Below are 20919 nucleotides of genomic sequence, written 5' to 3' on the forward strand. Positions count from 1 at the left end.
TAATTATCCTTATTTGATAGAAATATAAAAGTTCATGTTTTAAATATGGGGGTTATTGAAAACTCTCCGACGGGTAGATTAATTTTCACAAGTTTCTCTACGCTTGCTGAGTTTGAGAAAGATATGAATGTAGAACGAACTCAAGAAGGAAAAATATTAGCCAAGCAGAAGCCTGATTTCCGAGAGGGGAGACCGAAAAAATTTTCAAGGAAACAAATTAATCATGCCTTATCATTATTAGAAAAACACTCGTATAAACAAGTTGAAGATATGAACGGGATTTCAGTATCTACGCTCGTTAGGGCTAAGAAGGAAAGTAAAGCGGACCGAATCATGAACTGACTATAGGTGAAAATAAAGTAGTTTATGCTGATGATGAACCTACAAATGCTACAGTAAACAGACAAGAATTTTACAAAAAGTAAATCCTGATGCTGTTGCTTTTCGATGGGAAGAGTTTGATAATTGGAGTCAAACGGAGGCTGATTCAAAAACAAGCAATAGCGTAATGGTTACAATTCCACCAATAGGGCGAATTCAACCTTCGATAACCGTTTCTCAATCAATGCAAACGATGAATGAGTCGAAATATACTGTTAACATTAGTGATGGTGCATTTAGTATCGAAAACGCCGACTTACTAGACATGTTAGATGCTATTGATGTAGATGAAGAAATTGGTCTCCCTCTAAGGGATGGATCAAAAGGGATAGAATTAGCGAGTGTTATTCAAGATGGCCAAATTGGTTACGACCTATCTATGAATAACCAACTGCAATTTGAATTTAAATTGATCTTGGCCATGCCAAGTATCAATTTAGTTCCAGGAATATCTACCGGGATGTCAATAGTCATTAACTTTACTATCGACCCTGAATGGCCAACATTTGTAGAGCAATTTAAAGGTGTTTTTGAACCTGCAATGAATTTTGTTGTATCTAATGCTGCTACAATTATAGGAATTATCGTGTTAGCAGCAATTATATGGCTTGGATTTTTAGGTGTAGCAACATTGGGAGGAGGCGCCGCAGCTGCAGCCGTTATCTTATTTCTATACCATAGAGGTTTAGAAGAAGATCCAGATATGGCTCAAAAAAAAGTCGCCTTGAAACTCAAGGCGACTTTTTTACAATATAATATTGGTTTTTTTTATTTCAATCTCTTTTTTAAAAGTGAGCATAAGCTTAGTAACTGAAGAATTATCTTGTTCGTCGCCCTCAATAAATTTTGGAAGAACCAAATAGTCTAATTTTATTTTGTTACGAACAAAGAACAAATAGTTTGTATTAGACTCAACTATGTAGATTTGATTTAAAGGAATGACAATTTCTCTTCTTCCGACTACTATATAATCAGAACCCAACTGATAAGATAGAGAGAACTTATTCGCTTTTTTATAAAGACGAGAACCTATAAACAGACTCATTAAATAAGCAAAACCATACCAGAATAAAATTAATAACATAAAAAAAATTATGGCTAATATAAAACAAGAAAAAAACCCGTATTCTCTAGTTTGAATAAATAGATTTACTGAGAGAATCATAGCACCTAAAGATACTAAAAATCGAATTAATCTGTACTGAAAGCTTCTTCTAAACCATCCTGCTAGATCTCTTTTTTTACTGCAAAATTCATGCTAATTGTATCGATCTCGTAAACACCTTCTAATATATAAAATCTATTTATTAAAATTATTAGTTCATATAATATATTACTTTTATAACCATTGCAAAATGATGTTAATTAGAAACAGAAGGTAGAGTAAAGTCTGATATCTTGTCTCCTAATGAAAATTTAGACATTGAAAATCCCTCCTTGTTAATTTTCGGATTATGTTAAGACACTTTTTATAGTATCTTGATTTTAAAATTATTTATGTAAGGGACATTACATTAACAAAAAATGTTCATTTAGTCATTGAATTCTTTTACTGGATTGTCAACACTAAATCAGACAACTTTTTTAAGGGACGACTGTTTGTATTCAATCGGGTTTACATAGCCTAGTGTCCCATGAATGCACAGCTTGTTAAACCAGTTGACATTATTGAATCAGCCGGAGATACTGTTTTTATTGAGGAGAATACTCATTCTGCAAAAAGGAAATAGCCTCTTCACACATAAGCAACTCCGCATACTTCGCTTGCATATCAAATAGATTACTTTCATGCGGTTCTTTTGCTCGGTCTCCAACTGCATCTTTAATTACAAAAGGAATAATCCCGTTTTGGACAGAATCAACTACACTAGCTCTTATACATCCGCTAGTAGTAATGCCTGTTATAAATAAAGTACTAATTCCATTGGCGATTAATAAGGATGCAAAATTAGTTCCGGCAAAAGCTGAAGCATATTTTTTTACAATTAACGTTTCATTACTCTGGCGCTTTAATCTTGGGTCAACTTCTAGTAAAGGAGAACCGAGTTTTAAATTAGATAGCGAAGGAACTTTTTTGAACCATATCCCTGCTTCATTTTCATTTCCATAACCAACTACACAAAAGAAAATAGGTACATTCTTTTCCCTAGCTTTATCAAGCAATTGAGAGGTCCGAGATAGTTCTTCAGAAAAATCACCAGCCAGAGGGGATTGAGTGGGATCAGTAAATCCGATTTGAAAATCAACAACTAGTATACCTACTTTTCCCTCAATTTCAAACGCTCCGTTAAAGCCGGAATTTTCGTATTTTTCTATAATATCTTCCTTCATCATTTTTATCCTCCTTTATCTTACCCTAAGCTGAACTAGATTATTTATAAATTAAGGGATTCCTAGAGCCGATACTATCGAACTCAGATATTTTATTAATATTTTTAAAGTAAATGAACCCGGCAAGTGTAGCTTTAAAATAAAGTTTGATCAAAAACACCTCATAAACCCACATCTTACGTTAAATTAAAGGTGTGTAAGTACAAGAAGAATGGACATTTTCTGTTAAGAAAGGGGACCTTTTTTGCAACGTTTTAATAGATATTTCCTTGTATAATTAATTAATGATACGTTAAATCTTAAATGAAGAATGTCTGAACTATACATTCTTCAGCCTCTATTAATTTGTTTATCTCTTTAAATTCAATTTTTAATTCTCTATATATTTTTTTCCAAAAGGAAACTGCAGGGAGATTATTAACAAGTTCTATTACAAAGTATTGACCCTTTTTGTTATCAAATAACTCTTTTAATGCCTGGATTCCTAAGCCCTTACCTTTGTACTTATTCAGTATAAAAATATCATTAATTGAGTAATCATTCTCTTTAATTAAAAATGGCCTTTCTAAAAGAAGCATAAATCCAATAATCTCACCTTCAAACTTGATGAAGTACGGAGAAATACCATCAGTTGTCCAAAATGAATTTAAATCCTCATAATCAAAGAAACCTCTTTCATCAATATTAAGGTTTGGCGTAAACCTGGAGAGATCATGAAGATAATAAGAATATAGATTATGCAAAACTGTTTTTTCGTTTTCTGACACTTCCTGTAGTGTAACTGACATATAATCACCTCTTATTATTTATCTTAATTGCAGCAAATTTGATTTATACCGTAATACCTAAACGGAAATTAAAATACATCACACTCACTTATCCACTATTTTATATATGAACTTTGAGAAAGTATCCGACAACCGTTTGTTTAAAGTATATTGTCCTTCTTACACATCCACTCCGTACTTTGAAGATAGCTCTGGAGATTATGGAAATGGCGGAAGCGTGGGGTCGCCGCCTACTTTTAACTCAGGTGGGGCAAAAGTATTCTTAGATGCTGGACATGGCGGATCTGACTCAGGTGCTATAGGTCATGGGTTGCTGGAGAAAAACGTTAATTTATCAATCACTAGATTGGTAGGGTCAATCCTGGAATCAAGAGGAGCAAATGTTTACTATCGTAGAATTTCTGATACCTTTTTATCATTAGACGGTATTGTTAATATGGCTAATAGCTCTGGTGCTGACTTGTTTATCTCTATTCATGCAAACGCTCAGGCAAATTCGGCCGTTAGAGGAACAGAATGTTTTACCTACGCTGCTACTCAATCAACTCGAAATCTAGCTGCTAGTATTTCTGCCTCAATGGCAAATGCAGTTGGAACTCTTAATAGAGGGGCTAAGGTAGATAACTTTAGAATAATCACATATACGAATATGCCGGCAGTTCTTGTGGAAACTGGCTTTCTAACAAATAGCAGTGATGCTCAATTTTTGCGAAACAGACAAGGAACGATCGCTCTTGCAATTGCCGATGAAATTACGAATTATTTAAATTTGAGTGATTCTCCTGAACCGGCACCTGATCCTGATCCTATTGATCGAGTAGAGAAGGAACAAGAAGCACGTGAGAAGCAATTTAATTTGCTAAGAGATTTGTTTCCTATCTTAAGAGAAGTTGATTTCCCTTCACTGAGAGTAAGCAATAGTGTGACTTTAACCGTTCCACCAATAAGTCGAGTTCAACCTTCAATAACTTTTTCAGAATCAATGCAAACGATGAATGAATCAAAATATACGATTAACATTAGTGACGGGGATTTTAGTGTTGAAAATGCCGACTTACTAGACATGTTAGACGCCATAGATTCTGATGATGATATAATACATCGAACACGAACAATGCACCTTCCCATTAGCGAATTGCCCGGTATAGCGAACATTCCATTCGTACTGTTTGGCAATCTTCGTTTTCCGTTGAATGACTCTTTTTCGATGATGCCGATAATACGAGCACTCCGATTTTTTTGATGTGGTTTCATGTACAATCACACTCCCTGGGTAGAAGCTCAGCCTCCAAAAGTACCTAAAGAAGAATGTAACTTTTATAGGCTGAGTGTGATGGCAGCTAATAGGGATAGAAGGTACAATCTATTCACCTCTTATAAATGATCATCTTTTATTATATGATATTGTTGATGGATATGGTTGATTTTTGATTGGCGGTGGGATTGACGAAAATAGCGAACATCCTCATGTTTGGAAGATTTATTTTAGCTTTTGTCCTGGGGATATTTGGTCAGGGTATTGCATATTTTCTAAGCGGAAATATAGTAAAAATATATCCCATATACTATTTAACGACATTAACAATCCTAAGTGGTTTCTTGAATTTGGTTGCTTTAGTATTACGGGTTATAGCTTTTAAAAAGCAAAAAGATTCTATTTTTCCTTATTTTTAGTGCGATGGGCATACCGATTTTTCTTTTTTTACTATTTGTTTTGGCTATGTAGTGGGAGTAGTTTTCATAATTGACATCAGCCCTTTTTTTATGATATCTTGAATTGAAGATATTTGAATTATAACTAATTAGCATCATTTTCAGTCAAAACTTATCTATAGCTAAGAACAAAGAACTCTCATTTTAAACTATACATCCACAACCAAATGGAGGAATACTAAATGAATCAATTAAAAGGGATTCACCACGTAACGGCGATTACGAGCAGTGCAGAAAAGAACTATGAGTTTTTCACATATGTTTTAGGCATGCGTTTAGTGAAGAAAACTGTTAACCAGGACGATATTCAAACGTATCACTTATTTTTTGCGGATGATAAAGGGAATCCAGGTACAGATATGACGTTCTTTGACTTCCCTGGCATTCCAAAAGGCGTACATGGGACCAATGAGATTTCAAAAACATCGTTCCGTGTACCAAGTGATGCAGCAATGGATTATTGGGTTAAGCGTTTTGATCGTCTTGAAGTAAAGCATTCTGGAGTTAAAGAACAATTCGGCAAAAAGACGCTTTCTTTCGTCGATTTCGATGACCAGCAATATCAATTGATTTCTGATGAAAACAATGAAGGCGTAGCTGCAGGTACACCATGGCAAAATGGACCAGTCCCTCTTGAATATGCGATTACTGGTTTAGGCCCAATTTTTATTCGTATCGCTAATTATGATTATTTTAAAGAAATGATGGAAAAGGTTCTTTTGTTTAAAGAAATTGGTCAAGAAGGGTCATTCCATTTGTTTGAAGTTGGTGAAGGAGGAAATGGGGCGCAGGTTGTTGTAGAATATAATGCGATTCTTCCTCAAGCCGTTCAAGGCTTTGGTACCGTTCATCATACGGCATTCCGTGTTGAAGACCGCTCTGTTCTGGAAGAATGGAATACACGTATGCAAAGCTTTGGACTCCAAACTTCTGGTTTTATCGATCGTCACTTTTTTGGATCCTTGTACTCAAGAGTTGCACCGCAGATTTTATTTGAGTTCGCAACAGATGGTCCAGGATTTATGGGAGATGAGCCTTATGAAACGCTGGGAGAAAAATTATCATTGCCTCCGTTTTTGGAACCAAAGCGTGAACAAATCGAAAAATTAGTTCGTCCGATTGATACAGTAAGAAGTACGAAAGAGTTTACGAAAGAATACTAAAAGAAATCGCTGCGTTAAAAAGGATTATGCCGACTAAGGTATGATCCTTTTTTGCGTTGTTTCTAAACCTGTACATAAATCATACATTTAATGGTTATTTTAAAGGTGAAACCATTTTAGGGAGGATTTTATTGATGAGCGTTAAATCGTTTTCTATCGCATTTCTAATCATATTTTTGCTTGCAGGATGCAATCCTTTCCGAGTAGATGAGGCAGTGGATAACAACGAAAATCCTGAAGTTGAAAAACTTGTGGATGATGAGAATGAAATAGAAGTAAGTGAATAACTCATGCTCAGTTAAGAAAGAGGACCAGCCCAATGGAAAATGGAAGCACATATGATTTTTGTAGAGAAATTACATGATACGCAGAAAAAAGACACCTCAAATAAAGGCTATGATATCGTTCATTGTTGATATTTGCACGATGTTGATTGGAGCCGGGGTGTGAGAATCCTGCTTATAGAAGCGAATCAACGGGAGACTCCACAGCCGCATCAGCACCGAGAAGCGTAGGATCGCCCGCGAAAAGCGAACACTCGTGTGCTGCAATCAACAGGCAAATTTAACTGAGCCAATTTATAAGATTAAATGCTCTATGCTGCGCATTTCTGAAGTTTTGAAAAGCTAATTCCCCAAAAAAATACACAGCACTAGATGACGATTATTCATATTTTTTAATACTTATTTTATACTTCTTTAACTTTTTACTAACGGTAGATTGGTTTATATTCAGGGCTTTAGCAATTTGGGTTGTTGTATTGTAATGACTAGCAACATGTTCAATGATTTGATGTTCTATTGCTTCCAGTGTGCTATACAAGTCAATTTTATCGTTAAGGTTAATTTGAAAAGGAAGTTCCATGTCAACCTTTAAATGGGTGGTTGATTTAAGGTCTAATAAATTCGAAACGTCTCGAGCGGTTATTTGGTCTGATCTCGATACGATTAATAGACGCTCTACAAAGTTTTTAAGGTCACGGATATTTCCTTTCCATTGATGCTTCAGCATTTCAAGCTTCGAACAGTCTGAAAGGGATTTTTCTGAATTGTATTCTAAATTAAATTGCTGTACAAAATGCTCAGCGAGGATTGGTATGTCCTCTTTTCTTTCGCGGAGAGGCGGCACCTCAATAGGGATTACATTTAAACGGTAATACAAATCTTCTCTAAATTTTCCTTCTTTAATTAATGTTTGAATATTACGGTTGGCTGAAGCAATTATACGTACATTGATCTTTGTGGTTTTTACACTTCCAACCTTTCTTAACTCGGATTCTTGTAAAACACGAAGTAATTTGACTTGAAGTCCAAGGGGCATCTCCGTAATTTCATCTAGTAGAATGGTTCCATTATTTGCAGCTAAAAACAAACCCTCTTTTCCTTCTTTAACTGCCCCGGTAAAAGTTCCCTTTTCATAACCAAATAATTCAGATTCCAGCAAGTTTTCGGGGATTGCCCCGCAGTTTATTTTTATAAAAGGCTGGGTTGATCGGTTGCTCCATTCATGTATCATAGATGCTATGATTTCTTTTCCTACTCCAGACTCTCCAGTAATGAGTACTGAGCTATTATATGGAGCTACACGCCTTACCTGGTCAACTAGGTTCTCCATTACATTACTTGAATAGATTATTTTTTTGTTTATAGAGCGTTTTTTTCTAATAGTTTGGAGTTCCTTTTGGTAGCCTTCTGCAATCTCTTTGATTTCTTTTAACTCATCTTGCAATCTAGTTACTTCTGTAAGGTCGCGTGATGCATTAACAACTCGAATAATATTCCCCTTCTTATCAAGGACAGGTGTACCAACCACAAGCAAGGTTTTTCCGGTTGAAGTTTTTTGGATAGCTGAAATTTTGCGTTTTTCTTTTAATACCATAGAAGTAACTGATGGATAGAAAACTTTTTGTTTCTCAAGATCGAAAACATTTAATCCGATAAATTCACTTCTTTTTTTACCCCATAATTGTTCACAAGCAGAGCTTACTCTAAGCGTATTCCCTTGTGCATCTGAAACAAAGATTACATCATAGGAAGAATCAAATAACACCTTCAAATCGGTAGCTATTTCTTGATACTCTTTAAATTTCTGTATTTCTCCATCCTGGTAAATGACGAAAACCCCGGCAAAATACCGGCCTTTTCCGATCGGTACCATACGTGTGAAAGTTGAGTCATGATCAGATAAATTACCGCTCCACGATGTTTGAGTATCATATACTTCGTTAAGAACTTGTTGAAACTCAGCGCTTGGTTTAGGGATTTGAGTACTCAATTGTTCATAGACAGTTTTTTTTGAACGATCAAAAAGCTGATAGGAGATACCAAAAACATCTAATAATTCTTTATGCGATGACAGACTAGCATCCAATAGTGGATCACCTCTTATTCAGAATAGAATAATAATTAGGAATTTTGTCATAATTATTACATGCTGCCTGCTTGAAAGACAATAGTCTTATGATGCATTTACAGGAAAAAGTATGGCAGTTACAGGATTTTATGGCGTTAATTTTTATTTGGCATGAAACTTGCAATATAGAAAATACAACTACATAAAAATAGAATAGGAGTTTAAGATGATGAAGAAAACAGTAAAAGCAGCTCTCGTTCAATTTTCACCATGGTCCATGCATGAGATGGACAAAAATATTGAGTATATCAATTCACAAATTGAGAATCTGGCTCAAGAAGGAAATGAATTAATAGTTTTTCCTGAAATGAGTGTTACAAATTTTTTTGAACATCATGAAAATGGCAAAGAAGAGTATTGGGATTATGGAGCAATATCAGTAGAAAGCAAACAGCTAAAGGCTATTGAAACAAAGGCTGCACAGCACAATTGTTATGTCATAGTTGGTTTTGCAGAAAGATCGAATGTGATTGGTGTAATCTTTAATTCTGCAGCACTAATAGGACCAGAAGGGATAATAGGAGTTACCAGGAAGATACATTTTCCAGGGATTGAAAAGCAGTATTATACTACAGGAGATCGTATTGATGTTTTCGATACACCTATTGGAAAGATAGGCATTTGTATTTGCTATGATAGCATGTTTCCAGAAATCACAAGAATTTTAGCTGTTAAAGGAGCCGATATTATTGTGATGACTTCGTCCATTTGGGAAGGCGGAGAAAAAGGAGGAATTGGTTCCCCAACATACAAAAAAAGCTATTGGGATCACCTGCCTCCAGTTAAGGCAGTAGAAAATCAAACATTTGTCATCGCGTGTAATGGAAGCGGCTCTCATCTCATTGGAGAAGCGCTTGGGAAATGGTCTAGGATGGGATTAAGCAAAATAGTAAGTCCTACCGGAGAAATTTTGGCTTCGATCGATCATAATCAGGAAGCGATTTTATCCGCTGTTCTAGATGAAAGGGATCTTGTAAAAGCGCGGAGTCAATATTCTTTTTTAGCTGACCGAAAGCCATATTTATTCCAAGATCTAGCTGGGAAACATAAGAATAGTTTTTAGCCATTAAAGGGGGTGAAACTTAAAGGGGTTCTCTGACTTAAAATTACTGAATTATTAATAAAATTGATAGATATTATTAAAGGAGGAATTATCTTGATTAGATTAGGTGTTGACGTTGGAGGAACATTTACAGATTTAATTTTAATTAATGAAGGAACAGATCAATCCTGGGTTCATAAGGTGCCCTCAACACCATCGGATCCTTCAGAAGCAGTAATAAAAGGTGTTACAGAGATTTGTGAAATGGCAAAGATTCAACCCTCTAAGATTGACCAATTTTTTCATGGAACCACTGTTGCGACAAATATTGTTTTAGAGCATAATGGCGCAAATGTAGGAATGATTACTACTGAGGGCTTCAGAGATATATTACACATTGCAAGGCACAAGCGTCCATACAACTTTTCTTTATATCAGGATCTTCCGTGGCAGAAATATCCATTAGTAGAAAGACGAAATCGTTTGGTGGTCCCTGAAAGAGTATCAGCAGCAGGAGAAGTAATAACGTCTTTAGATGAAGAAAAAACAAGAGAGCAAGTACGAAAGTTAAAGGATGCAAAAGTAGATTCAATTGCGGTCTGTTTTGTGTTTTCATTTAAAAATCCATCACATGAAAGCCGTGTTAAGGAAATAATTCAAGAAGAATTTCCTGAAGCTTACTTGTCTATCAGCAACGAAATATTACCCCAATATAGAGAATATGAACGTTTTAGTACAGTAGCATTGAACGCTTTCATTGGTCCAAAGGTAAGTCGCTATATCAAACGGCTGGAAGAAGTGCTGGACGAAATGGAAGTGAGTACAAGTGTTCATCTCATGCAATCAAATGGCGGGATTGCCACTTCTGAAGTAGCAGCGGAGAAGCCGATTAACTTACTCCTCTCGGGTCCGGTTGCGGGGTTGATTGGGGGAATTAAAGCAGCTAAAAACGCTGGATTTGATAATGTTATTACTCTTGACATTGGAGGCACATCTGCAGATATCGGTGTTGCGCCAAATGGTGAAATGAGAATGCGGCATTTGTTAGACACTCGTATCGGAGAATACAATGCGATGGTTCCAATGGTTGATATTGATGCTATTGGTGCTGGCGGCGGTTCAATTGCCCATGTAGATGAGGGTGGCATCTTTCGAGTAGGACCACAAAGCGCAGGGGCTGATCCAGGACCTGCCTGCTATAACCGCGGGGGGGCACTCCCAACCTCAACAGACGCGCAGGTTATACTTGGACGTATACACGCCGACAGTAGTCTTGCAGGCGATATGCAAGTGGTTGCTGAGCTTTCTGAAAAAGCTTTTGAAGAGCATATAGCACAAAAGCTGAATATGACCTCGCTAGAAGCTGCAGCTGGGGCGCTGAAAATTATGACACATAATATGGTGAACGCCATTGAAATGAACAGTGTACGTAAAGGGTATGATCCACGCGACTTTACGCTAGTGGCAGCAGGAGGAGCGGGTCCTTTATTCGCTTGTGATATTGCAGAAGAATTAAATATACCGAATGTTGTCGTTCCGCCATATCCAGGAATTACAGCGGCAATGGGACTCCTTGCAAGTGATATTGCATATGAGAAAGTTCATACACTTTGGGGAAGTCTAACACACCCTGATGTACCCAATATAAGCTCTGTAATTGATAAACTCGAAAAAGAATCATATAAAGCATTAAAAGAAGATGGAATGAGAGATGACCAAACGGTTCTGCGTCGGGTTGTTGATTGTCGTTACTCCGGACAAGGATACGAGCTTCGTGTTGATGCACCGGAGGGAGAAATTAATGATAGCTGGGTAACTGAGGTTATTCAAAGATTCCATCAAGCACATCTGCGTGAATACGCAAGCCAATTCCCTGACCAAGAAGTCATTGCGATTAATGTACGGGTAATTGGAATTGGATTAGTAAAATCTGAAAAAGAACAACTATTTGTTACCGAAGGACAGGAAATGTTCTCCATAGATGAATATCCACAGTATCCAGTTTATTTCTGGAACAGTGACCAGCTAGAGAAAGTTCAAACTCCATTTATCATACGTAATGACATACCTATTGGAACATCATTGTCAGGACCTGCGGTTATTCAACAAAAAGACAGTACGACGATCTTGCCGCCGGATTGTACTGCTAGCTTTGACTCTTATGGCAATATTGTAATTGATATGCGTCAAAAGATTGAAAAGAAATTTCAAGCATACGCATCAATATCAAAATAAGTATTTCTGATCGTCATATAAAAATGTTTCCGAAGCAGGAGCTTTTATCAAAATATTAACCGTATAAGAGAAGGGAGATTGAAAAATAGATGACTAACAAAATCTTAACTACTGATATTGATCCTGTAACATTAGGGGTAATTGCTGGGTCATTTAGTGCAATAGCAAAAGAAATGGCTTTAGTACTTTATCGTATGGCCTACTCGAGTATTATTCGTGAATCGGAGGATTTAGGGGCAGGGTTATTTGATCCAGATGGCAATGAATTATGTGAAAGTGATTCAACCCCAATGCATATCGGCTCATTACCGGGCTATATTCAGGGTGTTCGGCATTTTTTAGGCGACAATATTTGTGATGGCGATATTATCTTGCACAATAACCCTTACTATGGGGCGTCGCATACACCTGATCTAGCCATTATAATCCCCATTTTTTATGAAGAAGAACTTGTTGGATTTGCAGCAAATACAGGTCATGTATTAGATGCTGGCGGAATGTCTCCTGGACTAATGGTTGATGTTGTAGATGTATATGCTGAAGGAAAGCATTACAACGCAGTTAAGCTGTATAGCAAAGGCGTAAAAAACGAAGATATGTGGAGACATATCTTTGAGAATGTGCGAACACCAAAAGAAAATAAAGGTGATGTCGAAGCAATGATCGCTTCTGCTAAGCTCGGTAAGAAGCGTTATATTGAGCTTCTTAATCGTTACGGGCGAAAGACCATTCAAGCTGCAGAAAAGCGCTGGATGGAATATTCAGAAGAGATGCTGCGTAAGGAAATTGAAAAAATTCCTGATGGTGTCTATAAAGCACCAACAGGATGGTTAGATGATGATGGAAGGAATTATGGTGAAAGACTAAGAATTGAGACAAGTGTCAAAATTGAAGGCAGTGACTTAACTGTAGACCTTACAGGAAGCTCTGACCAGGTTGAAACGGCATACAATGTTCCGTTCTCAGGATCTACTTTGCCGGCAACCTATACGATTGTACGAGCTATTTTACTGGATGAAGCGAATTCAGATGTGTTTATCCCGCAAAACAGTGGTATTTTTAAGCCGATTAAAGTAGTGGCACCATACGGGAGTATATGGAATCCGAAACATCCAGCCTCTTGTACAGCAAGGATAAACCAAGTACAACGCCTAGCAGATCAAATTAACCTGGCTTTGTCAGATGTTTTGCCCGAAAAAACAACAGCAGGAAATTCAGCGCACGTACACTTTAACTCTTATGCAGGAATAAAAGAAGAGTCGGGAGATTATTGGGTGTATATCGAGGTTAACGAGGGGTCTTACGGCGGACGTAATGGCAAAGACGGACTAGACAGTGTAGATAATCTAGTAGCCAATACTCGAAATAACCCGATAGAAGAATTAGAAATGAGACTTCCAATGCGCTGTACACGTTATGAACTAAGAGATGAAGGTGCTGCAGCAGGGAAATGGAGAGGAGGCATAGGGATTATTAGAACATGGGAGTTCTTAACCGATACTCTTTTTACTGGTGAAGGTGATAGACATACAGATCCTCCGAGAGGTGTGTTTGGCGGTCAAGATGGATTAACTGGATCGATGATTTTAAATCCAGACACAGAAAGAGAACAAAATCTTCATGCGAAACTGACAAATTTCAAGATTAGAAAAGGAGACATACTAGAAATTAGGACACCGTGTGCGGCAGGGTATGGTGACCCGTTTGAGCGCAGTAGTGAACAAGTGCTAGAGGATATTCTGGATGATTATTTAACCATTGAAAAAGCTGAAAAAGTATATGGGGTAGTTATTCGCGAGGATTTATCTGTTGACCTGGAAAAAACCAGCAAGATTAGAGAAAAAGTAAGCAGCTAACTTTATAGAAGGCTGCAGCTGATCTATAAGATTGGCTGCAGCTTAACAAAACAGGGGGCCAACATAAAAAATTAATGTAAAATATTATCTGAATATTCAGAAATAAATACACGTCATTAACATTCTAAAAGAAACGTAATAAAGGAGGCAGTTTAATGTCTAAAGTGAAAAGTAAAAACCATTTATTGGAGGAATCCATTCTACCGATTAAGAATACACGCCGTTCAATTGGAATGCTAGGCTATTTTATGATATGGACAGGTATGGTAGTAATGATTGTAGCTTACCAATTTGGTGGTAACGCGATTGCTGCCCATCCTTTAGTTACGAGCCTGCTAGTTATATTTTTTGCATACTTTTTAATTGGTGCCATTATGCTGTTGTCAGCGGACATTGGAACGGAACACGGTTTGTCATTCGCCGTTTTTTTACGTGCACCTTTCGGGATTTATGGGACACATATTCCGGTAGTATCGAGGGGAATAGTCGCGGCAATTTGGTTTGGGATTCAAACATATCTTGGAGCATTGGCGTTAAATGGTATATTTCAATATTTAACAGGATTTGATAATTGGTTCCTGTGGTATGTAATTTTTGCTATCGTGCAGATCTTTAATACAGCGCTTGGAATAAAAGCTGTTGAACGTTTTGCTGATTTTGCGGCCCCGTTATTAATAGGTATTTCTGTTTGGATGTACTTTTATTTGGATGGAATGGTTGTCAACGAGGGAGAAAATATTTGGACTTTCGTGGGTTCAATGGATACCTCGCTATTTGTAATTTTTATGGCTAATTTTACGTTATGGACTGCGCTGGCAGTTGATATCCCGAATATCTCACGGTTCTTAAAAGTTAAAACAGGTACAAAATCATTTGTAAAACGAAATCGAAATATCTTTGCCGCCCAGTTAATTGCTCTTCCTATTTTCTCGACGTTTATGGCTTTTATTGGTGCAGTTGCTTTTGTTGCTACGGGGGATTGGAATCCAATAACAATTATCCAGAGTAACCAGACGGGATTTGGGTTAATCGTATTATTGAGTCTTGTTATACTAGCTCAGTGGTCTACTAATAATGCAGCGAATCTGATACCAGCTGCACTTGCGTTTGTTAATGCCGGTGCTCCACGTTTGAGCTATACAATGGGCGTTATTATTGCGGGTCTTGTGGGCACCTTGGCAATGCCGTGGTTAATTCTTAATAACCTTAGTACTTTTTTGGGGTATTACGGAGCTGCATTATCCGCAGTTGCAGGGATTATGTACTGTGATTATTATCTCCTTCGCCGCCGCCGATTAAATGTTCCAGACTTATATAATCAAGATGGTCAATTTCGCTTCATGAAGGGATTCAATCCAGCAGGCTTAATCGCTTGGGTAATTGGTGGAGGGTTTGCCATATGGTTTATACAATTTTCTTATTTAGTGGGATTACCGCTTGGTTTTGTTCTGTATTACATTTTAATGAAATCGTGGATCCTAAAAATGTATCCTCAACAAGAAATAGAATCAAATTTTGATGATCGTTATTTGGCAACCAGCGTCAATAAGGAATGGAGCTATTCTGATGAGGAATTTTACCATGTAGATGTTGCTGCCGATATAAAAGACGACTCATTGTTGGTGAAGGAAGAAGGCCTCATATAGTATTTAATTGGGAAAAGCTCAAGGGGAATAAACAGTTGTTTTTTCCCAGTAATACTCTCAACGTGTATACATCTTTCTCAGGTATTTGGTTAAAGTAATAATCACTCTTAATCATTAAGGAGGATAGATCATTGGAAAACGAAAGTACACATGAGTTTGTTGAGAAGCTGCATGATACACAGAAAAAAGACGCGGTAAATAAAAAGAGGCAGGGAAACGGTCATCCCGAAAAGAAATTGCCAAATAAAAAGGAAAATTAAATAACATGAATCGTTAAAATAAACCCTCAAATGCAACAAAAAGTAAATGATAGTAAAAAAGAAGTTCAATTCATGTGTGAATTGAACTTCTTTTTATTGGTCTAAAATTTAAAAGGCACCAAATTCACCAAAATACCTTCCACATACTTATCCACTGTTTTACCCACAATTCTATTTTCCCTTCTTTAAGTAGTCCGGATAGAAAAGAAAAATTAGTAAATAATACTTTTAAGTACTCAAATCATACATAAAAAGGAAGTTTTATTTGTGTGTTTTTACAAAGAAGATTTAATTAATATGATTGTTCCAGATAAACCTGATCCGCCTGCTGCAAGAGTTTTACAAAAAACACTGGGCGGTCGTTTTGAACCTTATTCTAGGATCTACGGGTGTTTTGCAAAAGACAAGAATTTATGAAATGAGTTCAAATAAATCGTTCAGGGAAACTCTTGCTTTCCTTATAGTCCGCGACAATGCCCACCAAAATGCGTTTGCAAAAGCGCTGGAAACCCTGGGTTTTGATTGGGCAAATCTCTTCCCGGTTCCAAATTATGATATTAACAAATATCCTGAATATAAAAAGTATGTAGAAATGGGATTCCACAATGCGCAGTTCAATTTCAGGTTGGATAGCATAAGGATTGGAGAGGTATTCCAAGGAGAATCGCCTAGTCGTAACAAGGGAGAATTAAAGGTTGTGGACCCTCCAGCTGGATATCCAGTTCCAGAACTGCCTTAAATGCCAAATGAACATAGTCCTGGATTAAACGATTTAAATGCTTAATCAAATAATTTAATATGTAAGAAAAAGAGCTGTTGAATGATACAGCTCTTTTTCTTGATTTACAATAATTTTCCCGGTTAAATTTCAATAATAATAGGAAGGATCATTGGCTTTCTTTTTGTGTGGGAATATAAATATTTTCCTACCGATTTCTTTATATTCTGTTTGATCACATTCCATTGGTGAAGGTTTTCTTTTTGTAAGTCGTTAACGGTTGATTTCACTAAACCATTAACATTCCTTAGGAGGTTCTCAGAATCTCGTGCATACACGAATCCACGAGAAATTGTGTCGGGTCCGGAAATAATTCTCCTTTCCGATTTACTTAGAGTTATAACAATGACTAGCATCCCATCCTCAGAAAGCTGTTTGCGGTCCCGTAACACAATGCTCCCAACATCACCCACACCTACCCCGTCCACGTAGATATTCCCTGATGGTATCTTCCGAGTCTGACGTGCAGTCATGTTCTCAATATCAACGACATCGCCATTACCAATGATAAAAGTGTTTTTTTTCTCCACCCCAATGGATTCAGCCAACAAACGGTGCTGGTGCAGCATTCTAAATTCACCATGAATAGGAATAAAATATTGCGGTTTCATCAGTGTAAGCATGAGTTTTAATTCTTCCTGATAGGCATGTCCGGAAACATGCATTCCTGTTACACTTCCCGATCCATAAATAACCTTTGCTCCTAGCAGAAATAGATTGTCTATTATACGCGAAACATTTCGTTCATTCCCAGGTATTGGAGATGCTGATATAATTACTGTATCTTCAGGTAGAATGTCTACTCCCCTATAGTTTGAGCTAGACAGACGTGAAAGGGCGGCCATCGGTTCTCCTTGACTTCCTGTGCATAGGATAGAAACCCTTTCCGGCTCCAATTCATTGATTTCGTGTGCATCAATCAGCATTCCATCAGGAATCTGTAAATAACCGCGTTCCATAGCAACAGTTACTACATTCACCATACTCCGGCCAAGCAGTGCAAGCTTACGATTTGTCTTTAGTGAAGCATCAACTACTTGCTGAACGCGATTAACATTTGATGCGAAGGTAGAGATAAAGACCTTCCTTCGGGCTTTCATAAAGGCTTCCTCGATATGATCACCAACAATTTGTTCCGACGGGGTAGAACCGGGACGTTCTGCATTGGTACTTTCAGATAAAAGAACCAAGACACCTTTTTTGCCGATTTCAGCCATTTTATGAATGTCGGCATACTGGTTATTCACTGGGGTTAAATCGAACTTGAAGTCCCCTGTATGGACGACTGTTCCTTCTGGTGTGTCAAAGACAATACCCAGACAATCGGGAATACTATGACTGGTTTTGAAAAAGGTTACATTGATCTCCCCGAAATAACAAATAGATTCTGAATCAATCTGGACCAGCTCGGTATCACCGAGAAGTCTATGCTCTTTTAATTTTAATTCAATTAAACCTAGTGTGAACCGCGTGGCATAGACAGGTATATTTAATTTTTTTAAAAAGTAGGGGATACCTCCAATATGATCTTCATGCCCATGAGTCACAATCAAAGCGCGGACTTTATCCTTATGTTCCTGCAAGTAGGATATATCGGGTATTATTAAATCGATTCCCAATAAACTTTCATCTGGAAACTTAGACCCGCAGTCAATGATCACGATATCATTCGAATATTGGATTGCATACATGTTTTTACCAATCTCATTCACTCCCCCCAAGGCGAAAATAGATAATATATTCTCTTTTTTGGTCAAACTAATACCCTCCCATTTTCTATAATATTCTTAGTATTCCCTTTTAAATTTCTTTTATATATGAAGGAATAGCTGTATTTCTGGTATGAATAACTGCAAAATGCTTTTCTAAATAGGATGGCAGCTTGATACCGCTTACGTTCTCTTTTATGCAAGGAGATCTGTACAAAAAAACAGCGTAGGTCTTTTTAGTAACTTAGGTAGCCCTTTAATATCAAAATTTTCCTTTTGCGTTTTGGATAAGTATGATCGGGAAAGAAACCACTGTGTTACCAAATCCAATTACAAGAGGAGGATTTCTAATGACGAAAAACAAAAATGAAACAATGAGTCGTGAAGAAGCGGGACGCAAAGGTGGAGAAGCAACATCAAAGAATCATGATAAGGAATATTACCAGGAGATCGGTGAAAAAGGCGGACAAGCAAATGCCAAGTCACATGACAAAAAACATTTTCAAGAAATCGGCAAAAAGGGCGCAGATGCTCGGAATAAAAACTAGTTTTTAAGGACAAGGATATTTTTGGGCTTGATTCAGAAATAAGGGAGGGACCATCTCAACAAACGATTACAGAAAATATTCACTGCATATTAAAAAAATGTGAAGAATAGTGGTGTACAAAGGATTGTTAATAAAAAACGAACCTTTTGTGCGTACAGGAGAACTGGTGACCATTCAGTTTGATTGCGACGGCCAAGTGTTTTATTAGTTATGTAAGAAAAAACAGAGATATTTTTTCCTGTGAGTGAGCCGATATAGGTAAGGTTTAACGGCCTTGAAGCTAAAGATTTTGGCTTTAAGGCCGTGCATTTTAATTTTTAAAAGGAAAATGGACTCTTTATGAGCTTTCTCCTCTTCTATCTTTATTTATGTCTTTCCCGGCCTCATTTGCTTTATTCAACTCATGATTATACAAAACCTCTTGCATGCCTGTGAGACCATTTTTTTGTTTTTTTCTGATCCATTTTCAATCCTCCTTTTAATATACTTAATGCTAGCCTGCCAAAGCAGCAAACTCCGCAGGAGATTATCCTTATTCTTAAATATTTATCAAACAAAAGTGGATTGATCCATTGGAATACAGTCGGTGGATCATGTATATAATTTCAAACCATAAGGCAAAATAAAAAAGTTAAAAAGAAGAAAGTAATCAAATTGTTAAGTAACGATTCTCGTAAAGAAGGAAATCCCTAGGTTAGAGGTGAAAGTGCCACTTGATATACGGCTATCCCTCCTTCCATATTTGGTTATGCCGAGATTTTTTCTGTTATCTTAGCTAATCGCAGTAAAATTTTAAGCATGTAACTTTTACAAATTGTCTAAAAAAATGCGAAGAGACCTAATTTTGAACTACATGGGAGGGAAAGGCAATATGGAAGAAAAAATTGAAATAGGCGATATCTTAACATTAATTGATGAGAACGATCAAGAGCAAGAAATTGAAGTGCTAGGCACGTTAAGCCTTGACGGAATGGATTATGCTGCAGTTGGGTTTGTGGAAGAAATTCAAGGGGAAACGGAAGAAGATATCGATGTTTTCTTTTTAAGAATTGAAAATGAAGATCAATTAACTGTTATCGAGGATGACAACGAATTTGAAAAGGTATCTGCCGCGTTTGAAGAGGCTGTAAAGGAGTAAAGAAAGATTTGAAAAGAGGGGGGAGTTCCTCTCTTTTTTTATTTATTTCAGTGGATATACGTACATATACGATAGACAGGCATCACTGCGGGACTATTCGCCCAATAAAAAAAGTGATCTTCATTTGAAGAATCACATTCATTTTATATATAGCACTGATAACCAGAGTATCTCAATGAGAGATTTCATCATATTCCTCTGTTAATTCATTAAAAATTTCCCTTTGCTTAGTTGTACAAGCTGCTTCCTTTGAATATGAATGCAAAGAGATCGTTTTAACGGAGGCTATTTAATGAATTCAATTTTTACCTATATCTTTTTAGGTGTATCTCTTGCTGCTCCCATAGGTCCTGTTAATGCTGCCCAATTAGACACGGGAATTAAAAATGGATTTACTCATGCTTGGGTGTTTGGTCTTGGCGCTTTAGCAGCTGACGTGATGTATATGATCTTGGTTTATTTCGGGGTTGGCCAATTTATCGACTCGGCTTTTATGAAAACGCTCCTCTGGTCGTTTGGATGTTTTGTTCTTTTGTATACAGGCATTGAAAATTTACTTGCCGTACATAAAATTGAAGTCAATATGAGATCCGGGAAAAAGATCCGTCTTAGACGATCACTTTTATCCGGTTTCTTTATGTCGCTATTGAACCCACTTACGATTCTTTTTTGGTTGGGGATCTATGGCTCTGTCCTTGCTGAAACATCCCAGGTGTTTACAGGCAATCAACTCTTTATTTATAGTATGGCCATTATCATTGGTATTCTTTTATGGGATTTAACAATGGCCTTTCTGTCCAGCGGAGCACGCAGGTGTCTATCTGTGATGCTCTTGAAAGTTATTTCTGTTCTTTCTTCGTTAGCCATGATTGGGTTTGGGATATACTTTGGCATACAGGCTTATCATGCGCTTTTTTGA

Annotated in this window: 15 protein-coding genes and 3 pseudogenes; 14 read left to right on the forward strand and 4 right to left on the reverse strand. The window is 37.1% G+C overall.

Going from position 1 to position 20919, the window contains the following annotated elements:
• Window positions 1-9: 9 nt before the first annotated feature.
• Window positions 10-342, forward strand: a pseudogene (locus KP78_RS07635) (recombinase family protein); the annotation flags it as partial.
• Between the two features lie 166 nt (window positions 343-508).
• The gene (locus KP78_RS07640) at window positions 509-1195 is read left to right on the forward strand and encodes a hypothetical protein (protein WP_041087800.1); all 687 of its coding nucleotides are present in this window, start codon (window positions 509-511) and stop codon (window positions 1193-1195) included.
• Between the two features lie 878 nt (window positions 1196-2073).
• On the opposite strand, the gene KP78_RS07645 is transcribed toward KP78_RS07640, so the two are convergent.
• Together KP78_RS07645 and KP78_RS07650 are read right to left on the reverse strand one after the other, a co-directional pair.
• Window positions 2074-2712: an isochorismatase family protein gene (locus KP78_RS07645; protein ID WP_041087946.1), complete on the reverse strand. Its 639-nt coding sequence runs from the start codon at window positions 2710-2712 to the stop codon at window positions 2074-2076.
• A 299-nt stretch (window positions 2713-3011) separates the two neighbouring features.
• Window positions 3012-3500 (reverse strand): GNAT family N-acetyltransferase, encoded by a 489-nt coding sequence (locus KP78_RS07650; protein WP_041087802.1) that lies wholly within the window; start codon window positions 3498-3500, stop codon window positions 3012-3014.
• A gap of 106 nt (window positions 3501-3606) precedes the next feature.
• On the opposite strand from KP78_RS07650, the gene KP78_RS18580 reads away from it, so the two are divergent.
• The 3 genes from KP78_RS18580 (at window position 3607) to KP78_RS19990 (ending at window position 6663) form a co-directional block, all read left to right on the forward strand.
• Entirely contained in the window at window positions 3607-4743 is a 1137-nt protein-coding gene (locus KP78_RS18580; RefSeq protein WP_084219848.1) for an N-acetylmuramoyl-L-alanine amidase family protein, read from the forward strand.
• Between the two features lie 652 nt (window positions 4744-5395).
• On the forward strand, window positions 5396-6376 hold the full coding sequence (locus KP78_RS07665; protein ID WP_041087806.1) for a ring-cleaving dioxygenase: 981 nt from the start codon (window positions 5396-5398) through the stop codon (window positions 6374-6376).
• 134 nt (window positions 6377-6510) lie between these two features.
• Window positions 6511-6663, forward strand: a complete 153-nt coding sequence (locus tag KP78_RS19990) for a hypothetical protein (RefSeq protein WP_157841463.1) — start codon at window positions 6511-6513, stop codon at window positions 6661-6663.
• A 376-nt stretch (window positions 6664-7039) separates the two neighbouring features.
• Here KP78_RS19990 and KP78_RS07670 read toward each other — a convergent pair whose 3' ends face one another.
• Window positions 7040-8746: a sigma-54 interaction domain-containing protein gene (locus tag KP78_RS07670; RefSeq protein WP_052474695.1), complete on the reverse strand. Its 1707-nt coding sequence runs from the start codon at window positions 8744-8746 to the stop codon at window positions 7040-7042.
• Window positions 8747-8957: 211 nt separating this feature from the next.
• Between KP78_RS07670 and KP78_RS07675 the strand changes: the two genes are divergently transcribed.
• From KP78_RS07675 to KP78_RS07695, 6 genes and pseudogenes are all read left to right on the forward strand, one after another.
• Window positions 8958-9851, forward strand: coding sequence for a carbon-nitrogen hydrolase family protein (locus KP78_RS07675; RefSeq protein WP_041087808.1), 894 nt, complete (start codon window positions 8958-8960; stop codon window positions 9849-9851).
• Window positions 9852-9944: 93 nt separating this feature from the next.
• Window positions 9945-12065 (forward strand): hydantoinase/oxoprolinase family protein, encoded by a 2121-nt coding sequence (locus KP78_RS07680; RefSeq protein ID WP_052474696.1) that lies wholly within the window; start codon window positions 9945-9947, stop codon window positions 12063-12065.
• An 89-nt stretch (window positions 12066-12154) separates the two neighbouring features.
• The gene (locus KP78_RS07685) at window positions 12155-13921 is read left to right on the forward strand and encodes a hydantoinase B/oxoprolinase family protein (protein ID WP_041087810.1); all 1767 of its coding nucleotides are present in this window, start codon (window positions 12155-12157) and stop codon (window positions 13919-13921) included.
• A 155-nt stretch (window positions 13922-14076) separates the two neighbouring features.
• Window positions 14077-15567: an NCS1 family transporter gene (locus KP78_RS07690; RefSeq protein WP_041087812.1), complete on the forward strand. Its 1491-nt coding sequence runs from the start codon at window positions 14077-14079 to the stop codon at window positions 15565-15567.
• Window positions 15568-15698: 131 nt separating this feature from the next.
• Window positions 15699-15827 (forward strand): DUF4023 domain-containing protein, encoded by a 129-nt coding sequence (locus KP78_RS19105; RefSeq protein ID WP_084219852.1) that lies wholly within the window; start codon window positions 15699-15701, stop codon window positions 15825-15827.
• A gap of 367 nt (window positions 15828-16194) precedes the next feature.
• A pseudogene (locus KP78_RS07695) lies at window positions 16195-16566 on the forward strand (manganese catalase family protein); the annotation flags it as partial.
• A 122-nt stretch (window positions 16567-16688) separates the two neighbouring features.
• Here KP78_RS07695 and KP78_RS07700 read toward each other — a convergent pair.
• Window positions 16689-18362, reverse strand: coding sequence for a ribonuclease J (locus KP78_RS07700; protein ID WP_041087814.1), 1674 nt, complete (start codon window positions 18360-18362; stop codon window positions 16689-16691).
• Window positions 18363-18664: 302 nt separating this feature from the next.
• Here KP78_RS07700 and KP78_RS07705 point away from each other — a divergent pair.
• The 3 genes and pseudogenes from KP78_RS07705 to KP78_RS07715 all read left to right on the forward strand — a co-directional run.
• Window positions 18665-18859, forward strand: a pseudogene (locus tag KP78_RS07705) (KGG domain-containing protein); the annotation flags it as partial.
• An 874-nt stretch (window positions 18860-19733) separates the two neighbouring features.
• A complete protein-coding gene (locus KP78_RS07710) occupies window positions 19734-20000 on the forward strand; it encodes a DUF1292 domain-containing protein (RefSeq protein WP_041087817.1) in 267 nt (88 codons plus the stop codon).
• Between the two features lie 292 nt (window positions 20001-20292).
• Complete coding sequence (locus KP78_RS07715) at window positions 20293-20919, forward strand: LysE family transporter (RefSeq protein WP_041087819.1); 627 nt, start codon at window positions 20293-20295, stop codon at window positions 20917-20919.

The sequence above is a fragment of the Jeotgalibacillus soli genome, assembly GCF_000829435.1.
GTDB lineage: Bacteria > Bacillota > Bacilli > Bacillales > Jeotgalibacillaceae > Jeotgalibacillus > Jeotgalibacillus soli.